Source organism: Priestia koreensis, assembly GCF_022646885.1.
Classification (GTDB): Bacteria; Bacillota; Bacilli; order Bacillales; family Bacillaceae_H; genus Bacillus_AG; species Bacillus_AG koreensis_A.
The window spans coordinates 2368681-2392784 of record NZ_CP061868.1; the positions used below are offsets into that span (position 1 = coordinate 2368681).

The 24104-nt window shown below is 41.5% G+C and carries 21 protein-coding genes and 1 pseudogene; 7 read left to right on the forward strand and 15 right to left on the reverse strand.

All coding sequences use genetic code 11. The annotated features are described in order from the left end of the window. Positions 1–113 precede the first annotated feature (113 nt). The gene (locus IE339_RS12105; RefSeq protein WP_242176179.1) at positions 114–521 is read left to right on the forward strand and encodes a kinase-associated lipoprotein KapB; all 408 of its coding nucleotides are present in this window, start codon (positions 114–116) and stop codon (positions 519–521) included. Positions 522–555: 34 nt separating this feature from the next. On the opposite strand, the gene IE339_RS12110 is transcribed toward IE339_RS12105, so the two are convergent. The 3 genes from IE339_RS12110 to IE339_RS12120 all read right to left on the reverse strand — a co-directional run bounded on the left by IE339_RS12110 (position 556) and on the right by IE339_RS12120 (position 3997). After that, complete coding sequence (locus IE339_RS12110; RefSeq protein ID WP_053402352.1) at positions 556–1518, reverse strand: L-threonine 3-dehydrogenase; 963 nt, start codon at positions 1516–1518, stop codon at positions 556–558. A gap of 36 nt (positions 1519–1554) precedes the next feature. Next, positions 1555–2745, reverse strand: coding sequence for a glycine C-acetyltransferase (locus IE339_RS12115; protein ID WP_242167810.1), 1191 nt, complete (start codon positions 2743–2745; stop codon positions 1555–1557). A gap of 295 nt (positions 2746–3040) precedes the next feature. Further along, positions 3041–3997 carry a TIGR01777 family oxidoreductase gene (locus tag IE339_RS12120; RefSeq protein ID WP_242167812.1) on the reverse strand — a complete coding sequence of 319 codons (957 nt, stop codon included), beginning with the start codon at positions 3995–3997 and terminating at the stop codon, positions 3041–3043. A 126-nt stretch (positions 3998–4123) separates the two neighbouring features. Between IE339_RS12120 and IE339_RS12125 the strand changes: the two genes are divergently transcribed. Beyond that, entirely contained in the window at positions 4124–4582 is a 459-nt protein-coding gene (locus tag IE339_RS12125; RefSeq protein ID WP_242167814.1) for a MarR family winged helix-turn-helix transcriptional regulator, read from the forward strand. A 178-nt stretch (positions 4583–4760) separates the two neighbouring features. Here IE339_RS12125 and pepF read toward each other — a convergent pair whose 3' ends face one another. The 3 genes and pseudogenes from pepF to IE339_RS12140 form a co-directional block, all read right to left on the reverse strand. After that, entirely contained in the window at positions 4761–6566 is a 1806-nt protein-coding gene (gene pepF, locus IE339_RS12130; protein ID WP_242167816.1) for an oligoendopeptidase F, read from the reverse strand. A 133-nt stretch (positions 6567–6699) separates the two neighbouring features. Beyond that, positions 6700–6873, reverse strand: a pseudogene (locus IE339_RS12135) (nitroreductase family protein); the annotation flags it as partial. 110 nt (positions 6874–6983) lie between these two features. Further along, positions 6984–8390, reverse strand: coding sequence for an NAD-dependent succinate-semialdehyde dehydrogenase (locus tag IE339_RS12140; protein WP_277933971.1), 1407 nt, complete (start codon positions 8388–8390; stop codon positions 6984–6986). Positions 8391–8672: 282 nt separating this feature from the next. On the opposite strand from IE339_RS12140, the gene IE339_RS12145 reads away from it, so the two are divergent. After that, complete coding sequence (locus tag IE339_RS12145; protein WP_242167819.1) at positions 8673–10373, forward strand: catalase; 1701 nt, start codon at positions 8673–8675, stop codon at positions 10371–10373. A gap of 41 nt (positions 10374–10414) precedes the next feature. Here IE339_RS12145 and IE339_RS12150 read toward each other — a convergent pair whose 3' ends face one another. Both IE339_RS12150 and IE339_RS12155 read right to left on the reverse strand, forming a co-directional pair. Beyond that, positions 10415–11761, reverse strand: coding sequence for an ABC transporter permease (locus tag IE339_RS12150; RefSeq protein ID WP_242167821.1), 1347 nt, complete (start codon positions 11759–11761; stop codon positions 10415–10417). Beyond that, positions 11758–12447 carry an ABC transporter ATP-binding protein gene (locus tag IE339_RS12155; protein ID WP_242167823.1) on the reverse strand — a complete coding sequence of 230 codons (690 nt, stop codon included), beginning with the start codon at positions 12445–12447 and terminating at the stop codon, positions 11758–11760. Before IE339_RS12155 ends, IE339_RS12150 begins: the two co-directional genes overlap by 4 nt. Before the next feature lie 361 nt (positions 12448–12808). On the opposite strand from IE339_RS12155, the gene katA reads away from it, so the two are divergent. Continuing rightward, positions 12809–14269: a catalase KatA gene (gene katA, locus IE339_RS12160; protein WP_242167825.1), complete on the forward strand. Its 1461-nt coding sequence runs from the start codon at positions 12809–12811 to the stop codon at positions 14267–14269. A gap of 361 nt (positions 14270–14630) precedes the next feature. Here katA and IE339_RS12165 read toward each other — a convergent pair whose 3' ends face one another. Next, positions 14631–15386, reverse strand: coding sequence for a GNAT family N-acetyltransferase (locus IE339_RS12165; RefSeq protein ID WP_242167827.1), 756 nt, complete (start codon positions 15384–15386; stop codon positions 14631–14633). Positions 15387–15464: 78 nt separating this feature from the next. On the opposite strand from IE339_RS12165, the gene IE339_RS24685 reads away from it, so the two are divergent. After that, positions 15465–15593, forward strand: coding sequence for a hypothetical protein (locus IE339_RS24685; protein ID WP_277933907.1), 129 nt, complete (start codon positions 15465–15467; stop codon positions 15591–15593). A 30-nt stretch (positions 15594–15623) separates the two neighbouring features. Here IE339_RS24685 and IE339_RS12170 read toward each other — a convergent pair whose 3' ends face one another. The 4 genes from IE339_RS12170 to IE339_RS12185 all read right to left on the reverse strand — a co-directional run bounded on the left by IE339_RS12170 (position 15624) and on the right by IE339_RS12185 (position 20270). Then, positions 15624–17837 carry an EAL domain-containing protein gene (locus tag IE339_RS12170; protein WP_242167829.1) on the reverse strand — a complete coding sequence of 738 codons (2214 nt, stop codon included), beginning with the start codon at positions 17835–17837 and terminating at the stop codon, positions 15624–15626. Positions 17838–17985: 148 nt separating this feature from the next. Further along, positions 17986–18435 (reverse strand): helix-turn-helix domain-containing protein, encoded by a 450-nt coding sequence (locus IE339_RS12175; protein ID WP_242167831.1) that lies wholly within the window; start codon positions 18433–18435, stop codon positions 17986–17988. Between the two features lie 84 nt (positions 18436–18519). Beyond that, complete coding sequence (locus tag IE339_RS12180; RefSeq protein WP_242167833.1) at positions 18520–19059, reverse strand: histidine phosphatase family protein; 540 nt, start codon at positions 19057–19059, stop codon at positions 18520–18522. A 137-nt stretch (positions 19060–19196) separates the two neighbouring features. After that, a complete protein-coding gene (locus tag IE339_RS12185) occupies positions 19197–20270 on the reverse strand; it encodes an undecaprenyldiphospho-muramoylpentapeptide beta-N-acetylglucosaminyltransferase (RefSeq protein ID WP_053402459.1) in 1074 nt (357 codons plus the stop codon). A gap of 359 nt (positions 20271–20629) precedes the next feature. Here IE339_RS12185 and IE339_RS12190 point away from each other — a divergent pair, with 359 nt between their 5' ends. Both IE339_RS12190 and IE339_RS12195 read left to right on the forward strand, forming a co-directional pair. Further along, positions 20630–21250, forward strand: a complete 621-nt coding sequence (locus IE339_RS12190; protein WP_242167835.1) for a PadR family transcriptional regulator — start codon at positions 20630–20632, stop codon at positions 21248–21250. Next, on the forward strand, positions 21240–22502 hold the full coding sequence (locus IE339_RS12195; protein ID WP_242167837.1) for an MFS transporter: 1263 nt from the start codon (positions 21240–21242) through the stop codon (positions 22500–22502). The genes IE339_RS12190 and IE339_RS12195 overlap by 11 nt, the downstream gene beginning before the upstream one ends. Positions 22503–22539: 37 nt before the next feature. On the opposite strand, the gene IE339_RS12200 is transcribed toward IE339_RS12195, so the two are convergent. Both IE339_RS12200 and IE339_RS12205 read right to left on the reverse strand, forming a co-directional pair. Beyond that, on the reverse strand, positions 22540–23304 hold the full coding sequence (locus IE339_RS12200) for an SDR family NAD(P)-dependent oxidoreductase (protein ID WP_242167838.1): 765 nt from the start codon (positions 23302–23304) through the stop codon (positions 22540–22542). Positions 23305–23584: 280 nt separating this feature from the next. Next, positions 23585–24058: a GNAT family N-acetyltransferase gene (locus IE339_RS12205; protein WP_242167840.1), complete on the reverse strand. Its 474-nt coding sequence runs from the start codon at positions 24056–24058 to the stop codon at positions 23585–23587. Positions 24059–24104: the final 46 nt, after the last annotated feature.

Sequence of the window (24104 nt, forward strand, 5' to 3'; positions counted from 1 at the left end):
AGTAAAGCTATGTACTCTTTTTTTCTCAACATAAAAACCAAATTGACATCTTGACATCATTTCTCTTTACTTCTTGTACTCTCTATCGATATGATGAAGAAAAGGAGGCGATCATCATGACAACCCTACAAATTGGCGACCACGTAACCGCCATTTACAAAACTGGAAAATATATCGGTGAAATTACGAATACTCGTCCTGGAACAGTTCTCGTAAAAGTGTTAGCCGTAATGAAACATCCTCGTCAAGGAGATCTACATAACCCAAACGAAGTTGATGTACCGCTTTTTCACGAACGTAAGGCTCTTGCCTTTCGCGAGCAAACGAATATTCCGGAGAAGATGGTTAAACCTTTTGACGGAGACATTCCTGAATACAAGGAGTCGCTTATCACTTCGTTTCAATCCCTACAAGAGCAGCTTCGTGCAGAAGAAACGCCTTTTGCGACAAGAAGCTTAGAAACATTAGCAGCGATTCAACCAGAATATGAGCGCATGTACAAAATCGTGTTACAATCATAAAAAAAGATGATCAGGAGATCCTGATCATCTTTTTTTATGAACAAATTCGCTGTTGCGTCGGATGCCCCAATTTTTCAAGCATATCCTTCGTCATTTTTTCTAAGTCATAAGAAGTATGAAAGCCCCATTCTGCTTTGGCACAAGAAGAGTCGATACGATCCGGCCAGCTTTCAGCAATCGCTTGGCGAGCAGGGTCCACTTCATAGTTCATCGTAAAGGATGGAATATGCTTCTTAATTTCCGCGGCGATTTCAGAAGGTTCAAAGCTCATTGCCGACACGTTAAATGCGTTTCTGTGCGCTAGTTTAGAACCGTCCGCCTCCATCAAGTCAACGATGGCTTGGAGAGCATCCGGCATATACATCATATCCATGTAGGTTCCCTGTGCAATATAAGATGTATAGGCTTGCTTTTTGATTGCTTCGTAATAGATCTCAACGGCGTAATCGGTTGTTCCTCCGCCTGGTGGTGTCACGTAAGAGATAAGACCAGGAAAGCGAAGGCCTCTCGTATCTACACCAAACTTATGATAATAGTAATCACATAAAAGCTCACCTGATACTTTGTTCACTCCGTACATTGTGGTCGGACGCTGAATGGTATCCTGCGGGGTGTCATTCTTTGGCGTAAGCGGACCAAATGCCCCGATGGAGCTCGGTGTGAAAAATTGACAGTTCAACTCTCTTGCTGTTTCAAGTGCATTCACTAATCCCCCCATATTCAAGTTCCACGCAAGAAGCGGCTTTTGCTCTGCTGTCGCAGAAAGCAATGCTGCTAAATGAATAACGGTATCCACTTTATAACGATTCGCAATTTCAAACATGGCTTTTTCATCCGTTACGTCTAACGTTTCAAATGGTCCTGAATGCACCACTTTGCTATCAATACGACGAATATCTGTTGCAACTACCCCTTCTTCGCCGTATAACTCACGCAGCTTCATCGTTAATTCTGATCCGATCTGTCCTAGTGCCCCTGTAACTAGAATTCGTTTCATCAAAATTCCTCCCTATCCTCTCGATGTCCACAATTCTTAAATGATTCCCATCTCTTTTCCTACTTTTTCATACACCGCTAACGCTTCATCTAGCATTTCCTTCGTATGTGCAGCTGTTGGCATGTTGCGAACACGCCCTGTTCCTTGAGGAACGGTTGGAAACACAATGGATTTTGCGTATACCCCTTCTTCATTTAACCGTTTACTAAATTCCTGCGTTTTCGTCTCTTCCCCGATGATACAAGGTGTAATCGGAGTTTCGCTATGTCCGATATCAAATCCTAGCTTCTTCAAGCCTTGCTTCAAGTAGTCGGCGTTCTCCCACAGTTTTGTTTGAAGCTCTGTGCTCGTCATTAAAATCGTAATGGCTTCAATACAAGAGGCAGCTGCTCCTGGCGTGACGGCCGTCGAGAATAGGAATGGTCGACTTCTCACCTTTAGCCAGTCAATCAAATCTTTGCGACCTGCGACATAACCACCGACAACGCCAATGGCTTTAGATAATGTACCAATTTGAAAATCTACTTTATCAGACAAACCAAAGTGTTTTACCGTTCCCGCACCGTTTCCGAGTACACCAGAACCATGTGCATCATCAACGTACGTAATCAAATCAAATTCTTCCGCAATTGCCACAATTTCAGGAAGCTTTGCAATGTCTCCGTCCATTGAAAAGACGCCGTCTGTAATGACCATAACCTTGTTGTAAAGGCCTGAACTTGTCGCCTCTTTTGCTTTAGCACGAAGATCTTCCATGTCAGAATGGTTATAGCGAATGGTTTTTGCTTTTGACAAGCGGCAGCCGTCAATAATGGATGCATGATTTAATTCATCCGATAAGATGGCATCATGTTTATCCATCACAGCGGAAATAGCGGCCATATTACAGTTGAATCCAGATTGATAGGCAATGGCTGCTTCTGTATGCTTAAACTCAGCAAGCTTCTCCTCAAGCTTTACGTGAATATCAAGCGTTCCATTGATCGTACGAACAGCCCCTGCGCCAACACCATATTTTTTCGTTGCTTCGTTACAAGCATCTATTAGACGAGAATCTGTTGCGAGTCCTAGATAATTGTTAGATGAAAGGTTAATTAACGTTCTGCCACCAATTGTGATCGTTGGTCCATTTGCTCCTTCTACTGGATCAATGACGTTATAAAGCCCTTTCCCCTTCAGATCCTCTAAATTTTCTGTTAAAAACTTTTGTAGTGTATGACTAGACATTCACACATCCCCCTTCATAATATTCAACTAGACAAAAGTTGTAGCAATCTCTTCACTCACAACTTTGCAACCCCTTACATTCCTCTATAAGAAAACAAGTGTCTTTCTCAAAAGTACACATAAATCTTTTTAAAAGCTTACTATAATAACATTTATTAAGGATATAATATTATAAATATTTAGAAATGTCCACAATAAAAAGACAGATAAAACACAATAGATGGCTCGATTATTTTCACAACCAGTCGCTCCGCATATAAAAGCCCTCTGCATCATGTCGCAGAAGGCTGATCGCTTATTCGTTGATAATTTCTTGAAGAGCTTGCTCTAAGTTCATATACCGAAACGTAAAGCCTCGGCGCAAAAAACGATCCGGAACACAGCGTCTACCGGTTAGCGCAAGCTCAGGTGCAGCACGCATAATGACATAAGCCCCTAGCTTCACCAATGGTGTTGGTGCCTTTGGTGACCATCCCTTATTCAGCACGAAACGGAGCGTTTTCATAAATTCTTTATTCGTAACGGGAGAAGGTCCAGTCGCATTAAAAATCCCTTCAAATTCCTCTTGTTCAATGACCGTTAAAAACATTTCATTTAAATCGTCTAGGTGAATCCAACTTATATATTGCTTGCCAGATCCTACGGTTCCACCTAGACGACGGTTTGCAAGCTTTCGTAGCGGCTCTAATGCTCCTCCATTCTTTCCAAGCGCAAAGCCAATCCGGAGCAGCACTCTTCGCGTTCCGATATGTTCTTGTGAGAAAAATGCTTCCTCCCACCTTTGGCATACGTCTACCGAAAACCCCGTACCATGTGGGGCGGTTTCATCACAAACATCTGTCGTATCACCAAAAATGGCAAGTGACCCTGCCTGTATAAAAGCATTTGGAGGATCGTCACTGCTTTTAATAACGTCATGCAACACGCCAACAGAATCTAACCGAGACTGCAAAATTTCCTGCTTGTTTTTTGGCGTATAAATACAATTGACACTTTTACCCGTAAAATTGACAACGGCTGTTGATCCGCTAATTTCCCGGACCCAATCGCCTCTCGTTTTTCCATCCCACTGTACGTATCTTCTTGGTGATTCTCCCCTTGATGAAGATCGCGTGAGAATGACCACTTCATAACCCCTAGCAATTAAATAGTCGGCAAGCGCCTCACCTAAAAATCCGGAACCCCCTGGAAGAACTACCTTCCGCATTCTCATCACTTCCTCTGCTTTATCCTCTTCAATAGTTCGGTACATTTATGAAAAATCCTGTTGCCCTGCTCATTTAAATCGGGGCGACCAAAGCATAATAGAGGATTATATGATAAAATAAGGAGATAACAAGACATAATAGAAGCTTTTAACACGTTAGGAGATCGATTGATGGAGAAAGAACAGTTAATGATTGATTTATGGAGACAGTTGTTGCGAGTAAACCGAGAGTTTAAGCAGGCTCTTCAACATATGAACGAACATACGGCCATTTCTAATTCAGGCATTGGAATCATTTTCAAGCTTGAAAATGAAGAGAAAATGAAAATGAACGAAATTGCAGATTACTTAGGCATTACCCTTGGCTCTGCTACTAGTATGATCGACAAGCTCGAAAAGCATGATATTGTAGAACGAACACGTTCGAAGGAAGATCGTCGGATTGTTTCTGTTCAGCTCACGGAACGCGGCAGAGAAGTACTAGAGAAAATTAGACAGTACTTTACGGACGAAGCAAAAACGATTTTTCATTCCCTTCCGGAAGATCAAATCGCAAACATGCTTGGAACGGTGGAACAAATTAGCAATTACCTTAACGATTACAACCAATCCAATAATGCAAAAAAATGAAAAGGAAGCCCTTCTTGATCCTCAAGGGCTCCCTTTTTTCGTTTTCAAAGCAGGGCGTACTTGCTTGCAAATTTACCTCGCTAAGTTACCTTCTATCTCTACATCTCCATCCTCTTTCACCCAAAATAAGACGATGTTTAATTGCCTGATCGTTACTTCATATATTCAACTAATTACGTTATGCCTTTGGTTTTGAGAAAGCGTTCTGTAAATCAGACACAAGCTGATCAAATTTACTTAACGCATTGTCCACTGGTTCCGTTGTTGTGAGATCTACGCCTGCTTTTTTCAATAGCTCGAGCGGATAGTCTGACCCACCGCTTTGTAAAAATTCCAAGTAAGCTGACTGAGCATCCTTATTTCCAGCTAACAGCTCATTTGCAATGTGAATAGCAGAAGCAAAACCAGTCGCGTATTTATATACATAAAACGGACGGTAAAAGTGTGGAATACGAGACCACCCGTATTTCACCTCGTCATCTAGTACGAGTGAAGGACCCTGATAATCAATTACGAGCTGCTCATAAATATCGCTAAATACCGTAGCGTTAAGTGGTTGGCCTTGTTCCGCAAGTTCATGCGTTTTCTTCTCAAATTCTGCAAACATTACCTGTGTAAAGAACGTCCCTTTAAATTTATCAATGAACTCATTTAATAAATAAAGCTTCGTTTCCTCATCTTCCGCATGATTAATCAAATAATTCATGAGCAAGATTTCATTGACCGTTGAGGCTACTTCTGCCACAAAAATGGAGTAGCGTGCAGAAATTTGCGGCTGATATTTACTCGAATAATAGCTATGCATCGCGTGACCCATCTCATGAGAGAGTGTAAACAAGCTGTCAATATTATCACGATGATTTAAAAGAACAAACGGATGAACACCGTAAACTCCTAGGTTATATGCTCCAGAACGTTTCCCTTTCGTCTCGCGAACATCGACATAGCGCTTTTCTTTAAAGCCTGCGAGCGTTTTTACGTAATCATCACCGAGTGGTGCAAGAGCCTTCAACATCGTTTCATACGCTTCGTCATATGGAATCTCTTTGTTTAAATTTTGAACAAGCTTGACGCTTAGATCATATTGACGCAAATCCTCAACACCTAACACCTGTTTTCGAATGTCACTGTAAGTATGCAGTGACGGCAGATGATGACGTGCCGCTTTAATTAAGTTCTCATACACTTCTTTTGGAACGTTATCACCAAACAGTGCCTTCTCTAATGCAGACGGGAAGTGACGAAGTTTGGCTGTCGTTGCATTCGTTTTTACAGTTGAAGAAAGCGTAGACGCAATGGAATTTTTCAGCTGTGCATAAGGCTTGTAATACGCTTTGTACGCTTCTTGACGTTTATTTCGATCATCGTCTTCAATTAATTTCGCATACAACCCTCGCGTCAGTTCCACATTTTCTCCATCATCGTTTGTTACATCACCAAATTTAATATCTGCATTGTTCATCATGCCAAACGTTTGCTTTGGTGACGAGAGCGCTTCACCTAAATGTGACAGCAGTTCTTCTTGATCTTTATTTAATACATGTTCCTTGTAGCGATACGTTTCATATAAATCATTCTCGAAGTATTGTAGTCCTTCTACCTCTTTTATGTATTGACGAAGCGTTTCCTCTTCTACGCTAAGAAGATAAGGAGTGAAAAATGAGACAGCTGCGCTATACTTCAAGCTAAGCTGAGTAGCACGATCAAGCAGCGCCTGTGCATCGCTATCACGTGTATCTAAATCTACGCCTAGCATGGCATAGACGTACACCAAATTGAATGTTTGACTTAATTCTTCCTTTTGAGTGAGAAAGTCAAACAAGTCTTTCCCATTTTCAATGGCATCGTTGTAACGACTTAACGACTCAATGCCTTTTTCCACTTCTTTATAAGCCTGTTCCCATGCCTCTTTTGATGCAAATAAATCAGCTAGATTCCACGTTTCATGAACAGGTATGTCAGATCGGTTTTGATAAGTAGTCATGCTTGTATCCCCCTTACATTGTGTTTGTCTTTCTTACCATATCATATGTATCCGTTCCCGTAATAACAATCGGTCTTACGAAAAAACCAGATCATTATTGAAATGTTGTATAACCCACCACATAGAGTCCAAATCAAATAAACGATACAAATTCTTCGACAGGCTTTCGATATCCTCTTGGTCTTCTACTCTGCACTTTTTCTTTCCCAATAGCAATGAGCATTACCGTTTCTAGGTGCTGTGGGAGTTGAAGAAATTCCTTTAGCGCACCTGAATCAAATCCAATCATCGGACACGTATCCCATCCTATTTTTCTGAATTTTTAGTAAAAAATACCTATATTCGAATTTTATCCTACTTACAAGATATTAACAACAAAAAAAGATGCACCCTCTGGATGCATCCTGTTCATTCCTTTTAAAGACCTAATGAAATGTACTTTACTTCTAAGAATTCATCTATTCCGTAGTGACCACCTTCACGGCCAAGACCGCTTTCCTTAAATCCACCAAACGGAGCCTGTGGCGTTGATGGTAATCCATCGTTTACTCCTACAATGCCATACTCAAGTGCTTCTGCAATCTTAATGGCTTCTTTAATATGTTCCGTGAAAAGATATGCTGCAAGACCAAACGGAGAATTGTTCGCGCGTTCGATGGCTTCATCGATTGTTTTAAACGTTGCGATCGGAGCGACTGGTCCAAACGTTTCGTCATACATGCAAAGCATGTCATCGCTAGCACCTGAAATGATCGTCGGTTCCACAAATAAGCCGCCGTCGTCCTTAAACGTATCACCACCCGTTTCAAGCGTTCCACCTTTTTCTTTGGCATCCGCAATGTGCTCACGAACCTTCTTCACCGCATCCCCATCAATAAGAGGTCCAATATCATTTCCTTCTAATCCGTCTCCTACCTTCAATTTTTTCACTGCTTCAATAAACTTCGATGTAAATTCCTCTGCCACTGATTCTTGAACATAGAAACGGTTTGTACATACGCACGTTTGGCCAGCGTTTCGGAATTTGGACGCTACCGCTTGTGAAACAGCCTTTTCGATATCAGCATTCTCCGTCACGATGAACGGGGCGTGTCCACCGAGCTCAAGAGAAATTTTCTTGACCGTATCCGCTGCCCCTTTCATTAGCTGCTTGCCAATTTCAGTAGAACCTGTGAACGAAAGTTTGCGGACGCGCTCATCGGCAAGCCATGTGTCTCCAATTGTTTTGGCACTTCCCGTTACCACGTTTAGGACACCCTTTGGAATTCCTGCTTCCTCCGCAAGCTCTGCCAAACGGAGCGCGGTAAGCGGGGTTTGAGACGCTGGCTTAATGACTGCCGTACACCCTGCAGCTAACGCAGGTCCCACCTTTCTTGTAATCATCGCCGCCGGGAAGTTCCATGGCGTGATCGCTGCTAGCACGCCTACAGGCTGCTTATGTACAAAAATTCGTTTATTTGCCGCAGACGCTGGGATGGTTTCACCGTACACGCGCTTTCCTTCTTCCGCATACCACGAGATAAACCCGTTTGCGTAGCTTATTTCTCCTTGGGCTTCTTTAAGCGGCTTCCCTTGCTCGAGCGTCATAATTTTTCCAAGTTCTTCCGTATGTTCTTCAATGAGCGCATGCCACTTCATCAGTAGCTTTCCACGTTCTTCGGCTGTCTTTTTAGACCACTCTTTAAATGCTTCATATGCTGCATCCACCGCTCTTGTTGCTTCCTTTTCTCCGCCTTTTGGAACAGTCGCGATTACTTCATTCGTTGCTGGATTGGTTACCTCAATTTTTTCATCCGTTGTGATCCATTCTCCGTTTACATACATGCTTACGTCTTTTGCCACGACTAATCTCCTCCATTTCGTTTCCATCCATGACCTTCACTTCTAATCTATTTTTCATATCAGGAACTAATTCTTTGTGTAGATGTAGGTACCCTTCTTTTCTTTCTAATAAACGATTCCATTTTATTATTGATTATTTAGCACATATTTTTATTTAATTTGATAACTCTACATGTTTATCCAATTTTTGTTTAATAATTAAAATCCTGAACATACTAGGTAGTGGATTTTGAACTAGGCTACATTGAAGGAGGCTGCTTACATATGGAAAAGGATCAAAATCATCATGGTACGCACGTTAACGGTACAGGTGGACCATTAGATGAGCGATTTACAGAAGGTGAAACAAGCGAAACGTTAACGAATCGCCAAGGACATCCTGTGCGCGACAACCAAAACATTCGTACGGTCGGAAATCGCGGCCCTGCCACGCTTGAGAACTACGATTTTATTGAAAAAATCTCTCACTTTGATCGTGAACGTATTCCAGAGCGCGTTGTTCATGCTCGTGGTACAGGTGCGCACGGTTATTTTGAAACATACGGAAAATTAGGCGATGAGCCTGTGGAGAAATACACACGCGCGAAAATCTTTTCTGGTGCAGGAAAGAAGACACCTGCATTTGTACGTTTTTCAACGGTAACGTTTGGAAAAGATTCACCTGAAACGGCACGTGATCCGCGCGGGTTTGCCGTAAAGTTTTATACAGAAGATGGAAACTGGGATTTAGTAGGGAATAATTTAAAAGTATTTTTTATCCGTGATGCGATGAAGTTTCCTGATTTGATCCACGCTTTTAAGCCTGATCCTGTCACAAACCGTCAGGACACAGAGCGCATTTTTGACTTTTTATCTCAAACGCCCGAATCTCTTCACATGATTACATTTCTCTTCTCACCGTGGGGTATTCCGGCAAATTATCGCCAAATGCAAGGTTCTGGGGTAAACACGTATAAATGGGTCAACAAAGAAGGAACGGGCTATTTAGTCAAATATCACTGGGAGCCACTGCAAGGAATTAAAAACCTAACGCAAGAAGATGCAGAAAAAATTCAGGCGAAGAATTTTTCACACGCCACACAGGATTTATACGAAGCAATTGAAGAAGGAAACTATCCTGAATGGGAACTTTGCATTCAAATTATGGACGATCACGAGCATCCTGAGCTTGACTTTGATCCACTGGATGACACAAAAATTTGGCCAGAGGATCAGTTTCCGTTTTTGAAAGTTGGCAAGCTTGTTTTAAACAAAAACCCTGAAAACTTCTTTGCTGAAGTCGAACAGGTTGCCTTTGGAACTGGGGTTTTAGTAGACGGTCTTGATTTTTCAGATGATAAAATGCTTCAAGGACGTACCTTCTCGTATTCGGATACGCAACGCTATCGTGTGGGAGCAAATTACCAACAGCTTCCGATTAACGCGCCGAAAAAGCACGTAGCAAACAATCTTCGCGACGGTCAGATGGCTTATCATGTCGATAGCGGTCCAAAGCAAAATCCGCACGTGAACTATGAGCCATCCGTTCTCGGTGGATTAAAAGAAGCAAACAAACGTCCACATCCGTATCAGCCTCATGTGGAAGGAAATCTGCAAAAAGCGAAAATCGACCGTACCAATGATTACAAGCAAGCAGGTGAACGTTACCGACTGCTCGAAGATTGGGAAAGAAACGACTTGATTCAAAATCTGATTGCTGCATTAAAACCAGCTCACCAGCGCATTCAAACGACCATGGTGGAGCACTTTTTGAAATGTGATGAGGACTACGGCATGCAGGTAGCAAACGGACTTGGAATCGGGGTTCGAAACGAAAATGGATCCTATCATCTGGAAGTCAGTGAAGAAATATCTCCTTCCAATGGATCTCTACCAAAGCAAGGCGGCTCTCCGGCTGGTAGTACCGGTGCGGCAGATGCGGTAAAGGAAGCGGAGCAAAAAGGAAACGATGCACATCCATATTAAACACAAATAAAACGCCCCTTGCGCAAGGGGCGTTTTATTTATTAAACTTCTCTTCTTAACGCCTTCAACACATCGACCTTCGTCGCACGTGTTGCGGGACGCATTCCTGATGCAATCGTCACAAGGAAGCAAATGGCGATACAAATGATGGGGAGAATCCACGGAATGTATGAAAACATTAGATTAGCTGGAAGGTCCTGCTTGAACACCTTCGCAAGAATAGGTGGCAGCGCAAGGTTTACACCAAAGCTCACAATATAAGCGACCACTGTCCCAACAATCGCTCCCATAATGGCAATGTAGCTGCTTTCCAATAGGAAAATTCGTTTAATGGTCTTCGGATTTGCACCAATCGCTTTCATAATCCCAATATCCGGAGAGCGCTCCGTCACGGCCATTGTCATGGTGTTATAAATACCGATAGATGCGATGACAATCGCAATCGTACCGACTAGAATTAACCCTACCTTTAACACGTTAAACACCATATTAATTTGCTTTAACTCGCTTACAATGGAATACGAAAGATACTGTTTTTTATCGAGCTGATCCACGATCCCATTCACGTCTTCTACGTTATCTGCATAGACCTTAATTTCGTCATACGTATTTTGGTCCTGTGGTGAAAGATCTTCTTCTGAATCTCCTGATCGAACAGCACCTTTTTCCGTTCCTGTAAACTGCTCAATTTGACTAAGTACTTGTGAAGAAATGAAGACATTCTGATTCATCACCCACTTCTTACCCGGGTCTTGACCAATGCCCACTACCGTCAACGGAATGACTTTTTCTTCTTCTTTTCCGTTTTTGTTTTGAACGACTTTCATTTGAATGGTTTTACCAATGAGGTTTTCTTTGTAGCGATATTTCGAGTTAACAGCTCCGTCTTTTCCGTATAAGTCATCCGGTTTTGTACCGACTGGCTCTAAACCATTTACAAAGTCGTACCCTACAATAATCTCGTTCTCTTTCTTTGGTAATCGACCATCAGATAGTTTAAATCCTGAACGAACTTCTGATGGAAAATCTGTCACAACGGTTTGTGCTCCTCCTGATTGATATTGACCAATCGTATAAGAAGCACCCTGCTGTAAATTCTGATGTCTTGTGACGGCTTTTACATTCTTGATGCTTTCTAGCTCCGACACTTCTTTATCTGTAATCGACTGGTAGTCATCGTCGTTTGTTTTTCCGTGCACTTCAATTTCCGTAACCGCTCTGTCCTCGGTGATTTCCTTTACAATACTTTCTTGCAATCCAAATCCGATGGATGCCAGGACAATGAGAAACGCGCACCCAATGGCCGTAGCCAAGACCGTCATGAAAATTCTCGTTTTATTTTTTTTCATATTTTGGCGAACAAATCGCAGCTGATCTTTTACTCTCATATTCTTACTCCTTCTTTTAGTCGACCATCAATCATTTCAACCGTTCGATGTCCAATTTTGGCTACCTCTTGGTCGTGGGTGATAATGAGGAACGTAATGCCTAACTCTTGATTTAAGCTTTGAATCAGTCCAAGCAGCTCTTCTTCTGTTGTACTATCTAAACTTCCGGTTGGCTCATCAGCTAAAATCAGCGGCGGATTGACAATAAGAGCGCGTGCAATACTTACACGTTGCTGCTGTCCGCCCGATAGTTCACTCGGATAATGATCCTTATACGCCCATAATCCTACTTTTTCTAGCAAAGCCTGCGTCTGCACTTTACGTTCTCCTTCACTCATCCCCTTTAGAATGAGCGGCAACTCGACGTTTTCAAACGCCGTCATGCTTTGAATAAGCTGAAAGCTTTGAAAAATAAAGCCCATATTTTCAAGACGAAAATCAGCAAATTGCGCTTCATTATAGCCGGAAACATCTACTTCATCGATAAGGATTTGACCTTCTTTCGGATGAATAAATCCACCAATGACATTTAAGAGCGTCGATTTACCAGACCCACTACGTCCTACTACAGTGACAATTTCTCCTTTTTTTACGTTTAGTGATACATCTTGTAACACAGGTGTTACCTGCTTTTGATCTTTTTTTCCGATCTCAAAAGATAAGCTAACATTTCGTACTTCAATCATATGTAAGACCCCTTCTTTTATTTTTTTACGCACAGCCACTTGCTAAGAAAACATCCCTTCATAACGAACGCTTTCTCAATGCTTTATTTAAACTGTAGACGCTATCGTATGAACTGTATTACGTTACTTAATACACTTAGTACTCTAAAGCAAGTTTACAGGTCTCGTCAACTACTTTTTGCAAAGCCGTTAAAATTTTGTCATGAATGATCGCCATTTCGGATAGGTATGTACTAGCCCTTTTTTACAAAACACCTGTTATAATTATTTTCTTTTTAAAATAATTATAATTTAGTATTGATTTTTCTTTGAGAGGTGTTATCATTTACTTAAATAAAAAATACATATGAGGTGATCGTTTATGACGAAAAAAAATCAACACCTAACAACAAGCTGGGGAGCTCCTGTAGGCGACAATCAACATTCAATGACCGCAGGATCTAGAGGTCCTACACTCATTCAAGATGTTCATCTGCTCGAAAAATTGGCTCATTTCAACCGTGAACGTGTTCCTGAACGTGTTGTTCATGCGAAAGGCGCAGGTGCTCACGGCTATTTCGAAGTAACAAAGGATGTTACTGCCTACACAAAAGCCGCGTTTCTTTCTGACGTTGGAAAACGCACTCCTTTATTCGTTCGCTTTTCAACGGTAGCTGGTGAAAACGGATCAGCAGATTCTGTTCGTGATCCGCGTGGATTTGCGGTGAAGTTTTATACAGAAGAAGGAAATTATGATCTTGTCGGAAATAATACGCCCGTATTCTTTATCCGCGATGCGATTAAGTTTCCGGACTTTATTCATACACAAAAGCGTCACCCTGCAACCCATTTAAAAAATCCAAACGCCGTATGGGATTTTTGGTCACTATCACCTGAATCTCTTCACCAAGTGACCATTTTGATGTCCGACCGCGGTATTCCAGCGACATACCGTCACATGCACGGATTTGGCAGCCACACGTTCAAATGGGTAAACGAAGATGGCGACGGTGTATGGGTGAAATATCACTTTAAAACCGAACAAGGAATTAAAAACTTAACAGAAGAAATGGGACAGCGATTAGCAGGCGAAAATCCTGACTCTCATACTGAAGATTTGTACAATGCGATTGAAAACGGGGATCATCCAGCATGGAGGCTTTACGTGCAAATTATGCCGATTGAGGATGCTGACACATACCGATTTGATCCGTTTGATGTCACAAAAGTGTGGTCACAAAAAGATTATCCGCTGCAAGAGGTTGGTCGCATGGTGTTGGACCGCAACCCTGAAAACTATTTTGCCGAAGTGGAGCAAGCCACCTTCTCCCCTGGTACACTCGTTCCTGGTATTGACGTTTCACCAGATAAAATGTTGCAAGGACGTTTGTTCGCTTATCACGATGCGCATCGCTACCGCGTAGGAGCCAACCATCAGGCACTGCCGATTAACCGTCCTAAGACAGATGTTCATACGTACCAGCGCGATGGCCAAATGCGTTTTGACAACAACGGTGGTGGTTCTGTTTACTACGAGCCGAATAGCTTGAACGGACCAAAAGAGTCCCCTCAGCATAAGCCTGCCGCTTATCCTGTATCAGGAGTAGCAGATAGCGTAGCTTATGATCAAGATGATCACTACACGCAGGCTGGGGATTTATACCGCTTGCTGACAAAAGACGAGCGTACGCGTCTCATTTCAAACATTGTAGGGGCGATGAAACCAGTTGAAAGTGATGAGATTAAGCGTCGACAAATCGAGCATTTTTATAAAGCGGACCCTGAATATGGAATTCGCGTAGCTGAAGGTCTTGGTCTATCTGTTCCATCCAAGAGAAAGTAGTTTTTCTCAACTACATCTACTTTTTATCAATTAAAAAAAGAGCCCTCTTTTGCCTTTAAAAGCAAAAAGAGGGCCCTTTCATCTCTTTAAGGGTTAATTTCTACAAGCTGGTGCTGAAGAATTTGATCGCCGCTCTGGCTATCAATGTTTACAATAACGTTTTTTTATTACGTTAGTCAGTACATGCATTCCTTCATCAGTATGAGCAAGCGCCTAAGAAACATCAAAATAAGTCAGAGATCTAGAAAGGAGTTAACCTATATGAACTGTGTACATTGCCATACCCCTATCAAAGTGCTAAAACATACGATGCTTTGCAAATGTGGAATACGTTTAAAAACAAAGAAAAGCACGTCTGCCGTTAGCTAGACGTGCTTTTGAGTGAATAGAGGGGGTACTCATATCGTTTTGTAAAGCCTAGTTTTTGAGCAAGTAGTTGTGAAGCCAGGTTGTCATGATCGCAGTCCCACCTAGGCTCAACTCCTAAACGCAGACATTCTGCAATAAATGCACATCCTATCTCATAACCAATACCTTTTCCTCTTGCTTTTGGATTGACCTCAATATCCGCCTCCGCATATACAGAGGTTTTAAAGATGCTCACGCATTCTCCTACTAAATCCTCTCCCTCTTTTATGCATACACCTATTCCTTTTGCGAGGAAAGCATCGACGGAATTCCACCATAATCCATAATAACTTTCTGTGAAAACCGTACTACGTTCAACCTCCTGCTGACCAATGTTGATCGCATGATTGATAGAAGGAAGCTCTCTTTTCTCCCAGCGATAGCCTATGCGCAAATGTTTTTGAAAAGATAATGATGTTTGTTTCAGCACGTCCCTAAAACCATCCTCTGGATCAAAAACCGTGAAGCGGCCGCTGCTGCTTTTTTCCTTGACATAATGACCGAGCCACTCATCAAATACTAGATTACCAGCCTTCCCGAAAAAGCTATGCACCCCGTTCCAAGCGGAGACAATCCCACATGAAGGGGCGTTTAAATGATCGACCCATATTTCCCCTTGCAACTGCCCCTCAATTACCGCATGTGTAAAGGAAGGTACTTGTTCTGTTAAGAGGCTCTCTATTGCTTTGCGCTCATGAATTTTATGCATACTCTCTTATTCCTCTCATAAACTATAGAAACTAGTAAATAATCATAGAGTGTAACTTATAGAAAGAAGGAACATGACATGGGATGGTTAATCTTAGCAGTACTTGTGTATCTACCTATTTTTTATCGCATCCACCAGAAAATTTACATGCTAGAGGATGAGTTGTTTGAATTAAAAAGACGTTTAGGAATGAATGAGGACGAATAGCGTCTACATTCATTCCTCTTTTTTATCCTCTCATTTTCGCTGTTGAATTTTTTGTAAATACACCGTGATTCCTTCTTCAATTAACTCCGTTTCAAGCAATTTTTGGTTTTTCTGTAGCGTCATCGTAACTTGATTGACCACTTTTGTTAATAAGTGACGTTCTTTTTCTTCCAGGATAAACTCAATGCCATACATATAAAACCCATCGTCCCGCTCTTCTTTCCAGACAAGTTTTCCGATGTGACGAAGCGTGTAGCCAAGAAGCTTCATTTCAACCTCTAATATTACATCATCTCGAACAGGCATGTGTAAGTGAGAACTAAAACGAATTCCTCCAAAGCCAATGTTATCCACTACAATTTTCATCTTGCCCATTTCAAGCTCTTTTTCTTTAATACGGACAATAGAAAGCGCTCCTGAGAACGGAACAGGCACATCCATTCGGTAAAAACGACGGCGCTCTTTTGCAGGGACTGCTTTTTTCTTGCGACCCGGAATGATTTTCTTTTCACCGATCATCTCGGAAAAATCTTGAACGGGAACAGGCTTACTGTACAAATACCCTTGCACGTAATGACTTCCCATATCCCTTAACAAAGCAAGCTGTTGTTTCGTTTCCACTCCTTCAATCACCAAATTGATCTCTAGCCCTTTTGCTAGATGAATGAGCGTTTCAATAATTTTTTTGTCTTTATCACTGTTTTCAAGGTCACGAATAAACGACCGATCTACTTTTAATGTATCAATTTGAAAGTTTCGAATGTGCATGAGGGAAGAAAAGCCGGTTCCAAAATCATCTAGCGCAAATTTAATTCCCCATTCTCGTAGCTCCCCAATCATAAACCCAACCGCCTCTGGATTATGAAAGAGTGAATTTTCCGTAATTTCAAGCTCCAAATAATGAGGCTCTATGTTGTATTGACGTAGAGTAGCAAATAAAAACGCTTTTAAATTTTTCTGCAAAAAACGCTTCGGTGAAATATTAACAGAAATCGGAACAAGCGGATGATCGCAGTCTTTCCATTCCCGCATTTGACGACATACTTCCTCAATAACATAATCACCGATTTCTACGATCAGCCCGTTCTCCTCAGAAATCGATATGAATTCACTCGGTGAAACGATTCCCCAAATCGGATGTTCCCAGCGTATAAGAGCCTCCGCTCCTATGATGTCATTTGTCGTAATGTCTACCTTCGGCTGATAGTAAACGTGAAATTCACGATTTTTTAACGCCCTTCTCATATCGTGCTCGAGCGTATACATCTTGTAGGATTCCGCGTTTAAGTTATGTGTGTACACATAATAATTGCTTATCCCAAGCTCCTTTGCACGATGAAGAGCCGCATCGACATTTTTTCTGAGCACTTCTTCCGTATGACCATCATGTGGAAAAATAGTGATTCCAATACATGTGGTCACATAAATTTCATATTCATTAACGGTAATCGGCTCACTCAACAGTTCCATAACGTCCTTTGCCATCTGTTGCACATCTTCTAAACGTGATAAAGACGGAAGTAAAAATGCAAACTCATCAGAACCTACCCTGCTAATAAACCATTCATACCTTTCGCCATAACGAGTGAGGCGCTTCGTCACTTCAATAAGCACCTGATCTCCTACTTCGTGATTTAACTGATCATTTATGTATTTAAACCGATCTAAATTAATTTTAAAGATCGCAAATTTTTCTCCCTTTTCATGAGCTTGATGAATGGCTGTAGCAATTTCCTGCTGAAATGAAAACCGATTGGGCAATTTCGTTAAGTAGTCATGCGTAGAAATATGGTTCATATCCTGAATGAGCTGCTTGTAATGATTGATATCTGTAATAAAGCCGCTTATTCGTATTACCTTCCCTCTTTTGTCAACCGTCGGAAAGGTATGATCATGTATCCACTTTATCGTTCCATCACCTAACGCAATACGGTATTCATGCTCAATTGGATCTCCGTTTAGCAACTCTTTTTGCTTCTTTTTATAGGCCTCTTGATCTTCTTCTGCTACATAATCAATCCACGTCACAGCTCCCTGTAAAAATGACTGCGCTGCTATTCCCGTAATACGCGTAATTCCCTCTGTACAAAATGTGTATGTTTGTGTTTCACAGTCAAACGACCAAATACCCGCTTGTAGCGTATGTAATAGCTGCTGAATTTCTTCTTCTCCTAGACCTTTAAAAAAAGGTAGCTCCCCCTCATAAAACGATTTGTCAGCCACCGTAGTAGCTGTTTCATTCATTTGTTGTTTCCTTTTTCGAAAAAAGACCCCCGGCACGCCCAAAACTCCCTTTTATGTATTTTTTTGAACCGCTTCTTTGTATAAATTCGGTCACGTCATCACTATCCAAAAAACAGTGAATATTTCGTCTTTTTTAGGTAGAGGAAAATCATTCCTCTACTTTTAGTCCCTCTAAAATTCGTGCATGCATAGCTAGTAGCTGTGCTTTTTCCTCTTCAGAAAATGACTGCAACGCCCTCATCATTGCTTTATAGGAAGAGGCGTTTTGAATAGACATATTAGCCTTTTTTCTTCCTTCATCTGTAAGTGATAGCTGCCCCTCACGTTGATCGTTCATTGTGCGTTCAACAAATCCACGTTGCACAATAGTCTCCAGTTGCGTGTTAATCGTATTTTTTGATAGCTGTAGCTGTGCTACTTGCTTCTCTACTGTTAGCACCTTGTGAACAGAAAGTGTATTAATTATAACCATTTGTTGAACGTTTAAATCTAAACTAGACGCATTTTTTTGCGTCCATTTTCCAGCTTCTTTCATAATGTTTGAAAAGGACTGTAACACTTCAGATGCCTGCTTTATCTGTCCATTTGATTCCTTCATGTTAAGATTCCCCCTCTATCTTCAGTTGTTCATGTTTGAAGCATCACTTATAAAATCTAGCGAGTCTCTTCATCAGTTGTCAAATCATAGCGGATAAAGGCGCTTTGTCTTAAAATTTTTCAATTCAAGCAAAAACACATCTGGATTCCGAAGATCGGCCCACTGCTGAAACCCGATCATTGAATCATAGCTTTTTAATAGAAGTGCAAGTAAGTTTCCATGTGTTACTAAAACGATGCATTCCGCCTCATGATCCGCTATTTCTTGGATGACTGACTGGGCACGGCGCATTGCCTCTAGGCTTGATTCACCGCCTTCATACGAGAGATCGAGGTCTTGGAACGTTTTTTCTAGCTTTTCATACCAGTCGTTCATTGGTGTAGCGCTTAATATACGCTCCATTAAACGAACGTCCTCTTCGACTTTAATCCCTTTTACTCGTGCCGTTGGCTCAATCGTCTGCAGTGCACGAGTAAACGGACTCGAGATAATGTGGTCAATTTTATACGGTTCAAAAAAACGACTGAGCGCTTCTGCTTGCAGAAAACCCTCCTCTGTTAAGATAGCGCTTTCTTCTTGCCCCTTTGCTTGGCAATGCCTTACTAAAAAAACCTTCTTACTCATCGGTTTCCTCCTAAAAAAAACTAAAAAACCATCCCTTTCCTTAACTATAGCACGTCCTCGTTATTCGTGGAATTATTATCCACATAAAAAGGGCACAAAAAAGGAACCAAAGTATTCTTTGATTCCTGCTCATTTCTTTATCCCTTGTGCATACGATCAATTTGCTCCACTAAATACGCAATGGTATCCGTCTTAGTCGCTTCACGCATGTTGGCCTGAATTACGGTACCATGACTTTCTAAGTAGTCGATTTGTTCGATGAACGTTTCTTTTGTTAGCTGCTCTTCTTCTAAAACGACCGCATATCCTTTTTTCGAGAAAGCTTGCGCATTTAAAATTTGGTCACCGCGACTTTGGCTTTTTGGTAGGGGGATGATTAACATTGGCTTATGCAGCGATAAAAATTCAAAAATCGCATTGGAGCCGCCACGCGTTACGACAAAGTCTGTCGCAGCTAAAATGTCCGCCAATTCTTCGTGTACGTATTCAAGCTGTTTGTATCCCTCTACTGTTTCTAGGCTTGAATCAAGGTTCCCCTTCCCGCACAAATGAACGACTTGAAATTCTTTCAATAGTTCTGGAAGAGCTTCCCGAACAGAGCTGTTAATTTTCTTCGCTCCTAAGCTTCCTCCCATTACCGTTAGGATCGGACGATTAACATCAAAGCCTAACCAACGGCGCCCATTTAGCGCATCACCCTCGAAAAGCTGTCTGCGTATCGGAGACCCTACCACTTCTGTTTTAGTGGATGGAAAGAACTTAGCCGCTTCTTCAAAAGAAGTGAAGATTTTTGCCGCAAAGCGCTGCGCAATTTTGTTGGCAAGGCCTGGCGTTAAATCACTTTCGTGTAGATATACTGGAATGTTCAACGATTTCGCCGCCATAATTACAGGCACCGTCACAAACCCACCTTTTGAAAATACCACCGCAGGCTTTAGCTTACGAAGCACACGACGCGCATCCATAATTCCTTTTATTACTCGAAACACGTCTTTTACGTTTTCTAAATCTATGTATCTTCTAAGCTTTCCGCTTGAAATTCCGTGGTATGGAATATTTATTTTTGTGATTAATTCTTTTTCAATTCCTTTGCGAGAGCCAATGTAATGGATATCCCATTTTTGTGGATCTAGCTCATTCATAATCGCAATATTAGGTGTGACGTGCCCAGCCGAGCCGCCACCTGTAAATACTACTACTTGCTTTTTCATGTGAGTTCCTCGCTTTAATTCTGTAAATTTCTTCTTTTTGCACCCGTTCTTTATGTTATGAATCATTCGCGTCCATCATTATATCTTTCGCCAAAAAGAATAATTTATGGGTGATCAATTAGAAATGATTTCTAACAAAACGTAGTGATCCAGCTCTCTGTCAGTATTTATCACAAACTGACTTAGTCTAATCTTAATCGAAAGTGCGAATAGTTGCAATGCTTGATCCATTTTCTATGATAGTATGCAAAAAAAACCATTACTTTCTAAATTTTTTCATTATTGACACACATTTCATGTCAATATATCATAATGATATATCAAATTGATACATTAATCATCGAAGGGATGTGACATAGTTGACGATTGAGTACTATATTTTAGCTGTCATTAGTACGCGACCTTGTACAGGTTATGACATTAAGCAAGAATTTGAGCACCCTGGCGCAGGAATGTACTGGGGAATTAGTTTCGGAAGCATCTACCCCAAACTGAAGAAATTAGAATCAGAAGGCTTCATTGAAACGTTACACCATGAGGAAACAGGAAGAGGAAAAAAAGTATATGACCTCACATCAAAGGGATGGCGGGAATTACAGAAATGGCTAAAAGAAGATCCACAGCCCCCTATTCTAAAGGATGAACTGCTGATCAAGGTCAGCTTTTGGAACCACATTATGCTTGAAGATCGAGAGGGCGTTATTCCCCACTTGTTAAAACGCAAGCAGGAAACGGAAGAAACTCTTGCTTATTACACAAACTGGCCAAAAAACGGGGTCTCAACCATTAGTGAATTTGGAATGTATACAATTCAATATGTACAGAAAAAGCTACAGGCAGAACTCGAGTGGATTGATGAAACAATCGAGGCAGTAAAAGGGCCTGCAAAGCCTCCAGCACAGGACCCGTCCAACTTAATTGACAAGAAAAAAGAACGCATTAAAAAAGCGCTCGAACTGGAGAAATCTGATGAAAGCTAACCATTTACTTTCTCCTTTACGCGAATCCTCCTACCGCTCTTTTTTTAGTGCCCAGCTGTTATCAGACCTTGGAAACTGGTTTGATTTTACGATTTTAACGGTTTTAATTGCCTATCAATGGGGATTGAAGGAAGAAGCCATGGCAGCCTTCATTATTACGTACGGTCTTCCTTGGGTCATAATTGGCCCGTTTGCAAGCGTATTTGTAGATCGCCTGCCGAAAAAAATGGTCTTAATTACTACTCTTATTCTTCGCAGTCTACTGATTCTTAGCTATTTGCTTGCGCCTACTTTCATTGCTTTACTTTTTCTTGTTTTTTTAAAAGGGACGGTCGCCTCTCTATTTGATCCGGCTAAGCAGGCAAGTATTCGAGCCCTTGTTTCTGAACGCCACCTTTCTCAAGCAGTGACACTTACACAAATCTCATCCAACACCACGAAAATTATTGGGCCGTCTATTAGCGGATTGCTTGTTCATGCGTTTAGCGTCTCGACCGCACTCAAAATAGAAAGCGCGTTATTTTTACTTGCCATTATTCCGCTGTTAACCGTTCGTATTCCTGCCTTTTCGTCCCATCACCAGCTGAAAGAGAAAGCGAGCTATATGCATGAATTGAGAGCAGGATTTCGTCAACTTCGTCAAAGCACGCTCGTTCTCACTGCTCTTGTCGCATCGTCTGTTTCCCTTTTTATCGTATTTTTATACGATGGATTACTCGTCTTTGTTTCCAAAGAGCTTCAGTTTGACGAATCGTTTTTTGGACTATTAATCTCTTCTGTCGGATTAGGATCCGTTGTCGGCGCATTGGTACTTGATCAGCTTCGTTTTTGGCAGCAAAAACCGATTACAACAATGGCCGTTAGCTTTGTCGGAATCGGTTCATTCATTATTCTTCTCGGGCTTGGAGCTAGCAATCTGATTACACTTCACGCCTATATTTGGTTTATCGGTGCCTTCTTGTGTGGTGCGATCTCGTGCGGCGAGCACTTACCATATGCCTATTTGCTTCAGCGAGACACACCCGCTGATAAAATGGCTCGGGTCAGCTCGGTTGCTCAAAGCATTCAAATTACTATGATGCTCTTTGCCCCTTCCATCGGCGCAATTCTCGCTAAACATCTCGGCGTAGGAACCGTTTTTATGATTGCCGGTTGCCTTTGCTTCCTGACGAGCATCGGCGTATGGAGCTTTCTAAAGGCCAAAAAGTTAGAGTCACCCCCACGTAACGTCAATTTCCATGAAACGATGTAAAAAAAAGCGACCTCGTTTGTGCGAGATCGCTTTTCCCTTATCGTAAATGAGATTTAAAGACCGAATAGCCATCATCAGACATGACGGTCGTTCCGTTAATGCTGTCACCTTCATCAGAAGCCATAAAAGCAACGACATTTGCCACTTGCTCTGGCTGAATGAGTTTCTTCGTCAACTGCTGATATTCCATGAATTTTGTTAAACCAGCATCTTTATTTCCTTGTAAAATCGGCGTGTCTACAGCTGCTGGACCTACCGCTACGACGCGAATACCATGAGGTGCAAGCTCTACGGCCGCATGCTTTGTGAGTGTTACAACCCCACCTTTTGCTGCTTGATACCCCGTAATTCCTGGTGTCCCCATAAAGCCAAATACAGATGCATTGTTAATAATAACACCGGCTACACCAAGCTCTTTCATTTTGCGTCCTGCCGCTAGCACTCCGTAGTAAACACCGTATAAATTTACTTTTAGGACGCGATCAAAGTCTTTCGGATCATGGTCAAGAAACGACTTTGCGTAAGCAATGCCTGCGTTGTTAAAAATCGTCGTAATCGTCCCGAACGTATCAACCGCAAACTGCACCAGGTTCTCTACCTGCTCGAATTCCGTCACGTCCGTTTGACAGAACGCTGCTTCTCCGCCCAATTCTTGAATGAGTCGGACCGTTTCAGACCCTTGTGCTTCATTGAAATCGCCAATGACCACTTTTGCTCCTTCACGTGCAAATTTAAGTGCCGTTGCTCGACCGATACCAGAAGCTCCACCTGTAATGATTGCTACTTTGTCTTGTAATCTCATAACTCTTTGACACTTCCTCGTTTGTAGTATGTAGGGAATTCTATTGTAAAAAAATAGTATTCCTGTTGACTATATCGGCTACTATCCTTTTATTTTAATGAGTTTCTCTGTAAAATAACTGGAAATCGATCATTTTCTTTTCAATCCTTTCGCATCTATGTTATATCGAGATACTTTCTCTCAGTAGAAAGGACTAAACCCTTGCCCAAATAGACGTGGAGTGAAAAAGATAGTCCGCTTAATTAAAAAGAAAGGTATGTTATAAGTCAGTGACGAATTTTTACGGTTCTAGCGTTTTAGACATCGTAAAACTTATTTCCTGAAAGCCTAGTTTTTGATAGAGATTACGTGCTCTTTCATTATAAGCAAATACGTGCAAACCGAATTTTGATACACCTTTTTCATGAAACAGCCATTCTTCCGCTTTTTTAATTGCATGATATCCGATTCTTTTGCCACGCCCTTCTTCTGCAATAAAAATCTCATATAAAAAGGCACTATTGGTGTTCACATCAATATAAATCCATAGGTTTCCTATTGATGCCTGATCACATAAGATTTGAAAAAAATAATGATTGGGTGTCTGTAAGCCCTCGTATAATAGTGTCCCTGTCTGAGAAGCTGCTTTTTCTAAAGCGGTCTCGAACGAAATGTGATGAGCTTTTGACACGCTCTGTGCATATCTAGGAACCGTGGCGTCCCAAAATAAATTAAACTCTTTTTCATTCATTGGCGCTAGTGTAATCGTTGTCATCCCATTCTCCTCTTTCACATCATTAATTTGTTTTATTTCGATCCCT

Coding starts and splice junctions, on each gene's coding strand:
- IE339_RS12110 (WP_053402352.1), bottom strand. CDS start 1,518: ATGAAACGAATTCTAGTTACAGGGGCACTAGGACAGATCGGATCAGAA.
- IE339_RS12115 (WP_242167810.1), bottom strand. CDS start 2,745: ATGTCTAGTCATACACTACAAAAGTTTTTAACAGAAAATTTAGAGGAT.
- IE339_RS12120 (WP_242167812.1), bottom strand. CDS start 3,997: ATGTACCGAACTATTGAAGAGGATAAAGCAGAGGAAGTGATGAGAATG.
- IE339_RS12125 (WP_242167814.1), top strand. CDS start 4,124: ATGGAGAAAGAACAGTTAATGATTGATTTATGGAGACAGTTGTTGCGA.
- pepF (WP_242167816.1), bottom strand. CDS start 6,566: ATGACTACTTATCAAAACCGATCTGACATACCTGTTCATGAAACGTGG.
- IE339_RS12140 (WP_277933971.1), bottom strand. CDS start 8,390: ATGTATGTAAACGGAGAATGGATCACAACGGATGAAAAAATTGAGGTA.
- IE339_RS12145 (WP_242167819.1), top strand. CDS start 8,673: ATGGAAAAGGATCAAAATCATCATGGTACGCACGTTAACGGTACAGGT.
- IE339_RS12150 (WP_242167821.1), bottom strand. CDS start 11,761: ATGAGAGTAAAAGATCAGCTGCGATTTGTTCGCCAAAATATGAAAAAA.
- IE339_RS12155 (WP_242167823.1), bottom strand. CDS start 12,447: ATGATTGAAGTACGAAATGTTAGCTTATCTTTTGAGATCGGAAAAAAA.
- katA (WP_242167825.1), top strand. CDS start 12,809: ATGACGAAAAAAAATCAACACCTAACAACAAGCTGGGGAGCTCCTGTA.
- IE339_RS12165 (WP_242167827.1), bottom strand. CDS start 15,386: ATGCATAAAATTCATGAGCGCAAAGCAATAGAGAGCCTCTTAACAGAA.
- IE339_RS24685 (WP_277933907.1), top strand. CDS start 15,465: ATGGGATGGTTAATCTTAGCAGTACTTGTGTATCTACCTATTTTTTAT.
- IE339_RS12170 (WP_242167829.1), bottom strand. CDS start 17,837: ATGAATGAAACAGCTACTACGGTGGCTGACAAATCGTTTTATGAGGGG.
- IE339_RS12175 (WP_242167831.1), bottom strand. CDS start 18,435: ATGAAGGAATCAAATGGACAGATAAAGCAGGCATCTGAAGTGTTACAG.
- IE339_RS12180 (WP_242167833.1), bottom strand. CDS start 19,059: ATGAGTAAGAAGGTTTTTTTAGTAAGGCATTGCCAAGCAAAGGGGCAA.
- IE339_RS12185 (WP_053402459.1), bottom strand. CDS start 20,270: ATGAAAAAGCAAGTAGTAGTATTTACAGGTGGCGGCTCGGCTGGGCAC.
- IE339_RS12195 (WP_242167837.1), top strand. CDS start 21,240: ATGAAAGCTAACCATTTACTTTCTCCTTTACGCGAATCCTCCTACCGC.
- IE339_RS12200 (WP_242167838.1), bottom strand. CDS start 23,304: ATGAGATTACAAGACAAAGTAGCAATCATTACAGGTGGAGCTTCTGGT.
- IE339_RS12205 (WP_242167840.1), bottom strand. CDS start 24,058: ATGACAACGATTACACTAGCGCCAATGAATGAAAAAGAGTTTAATTTA.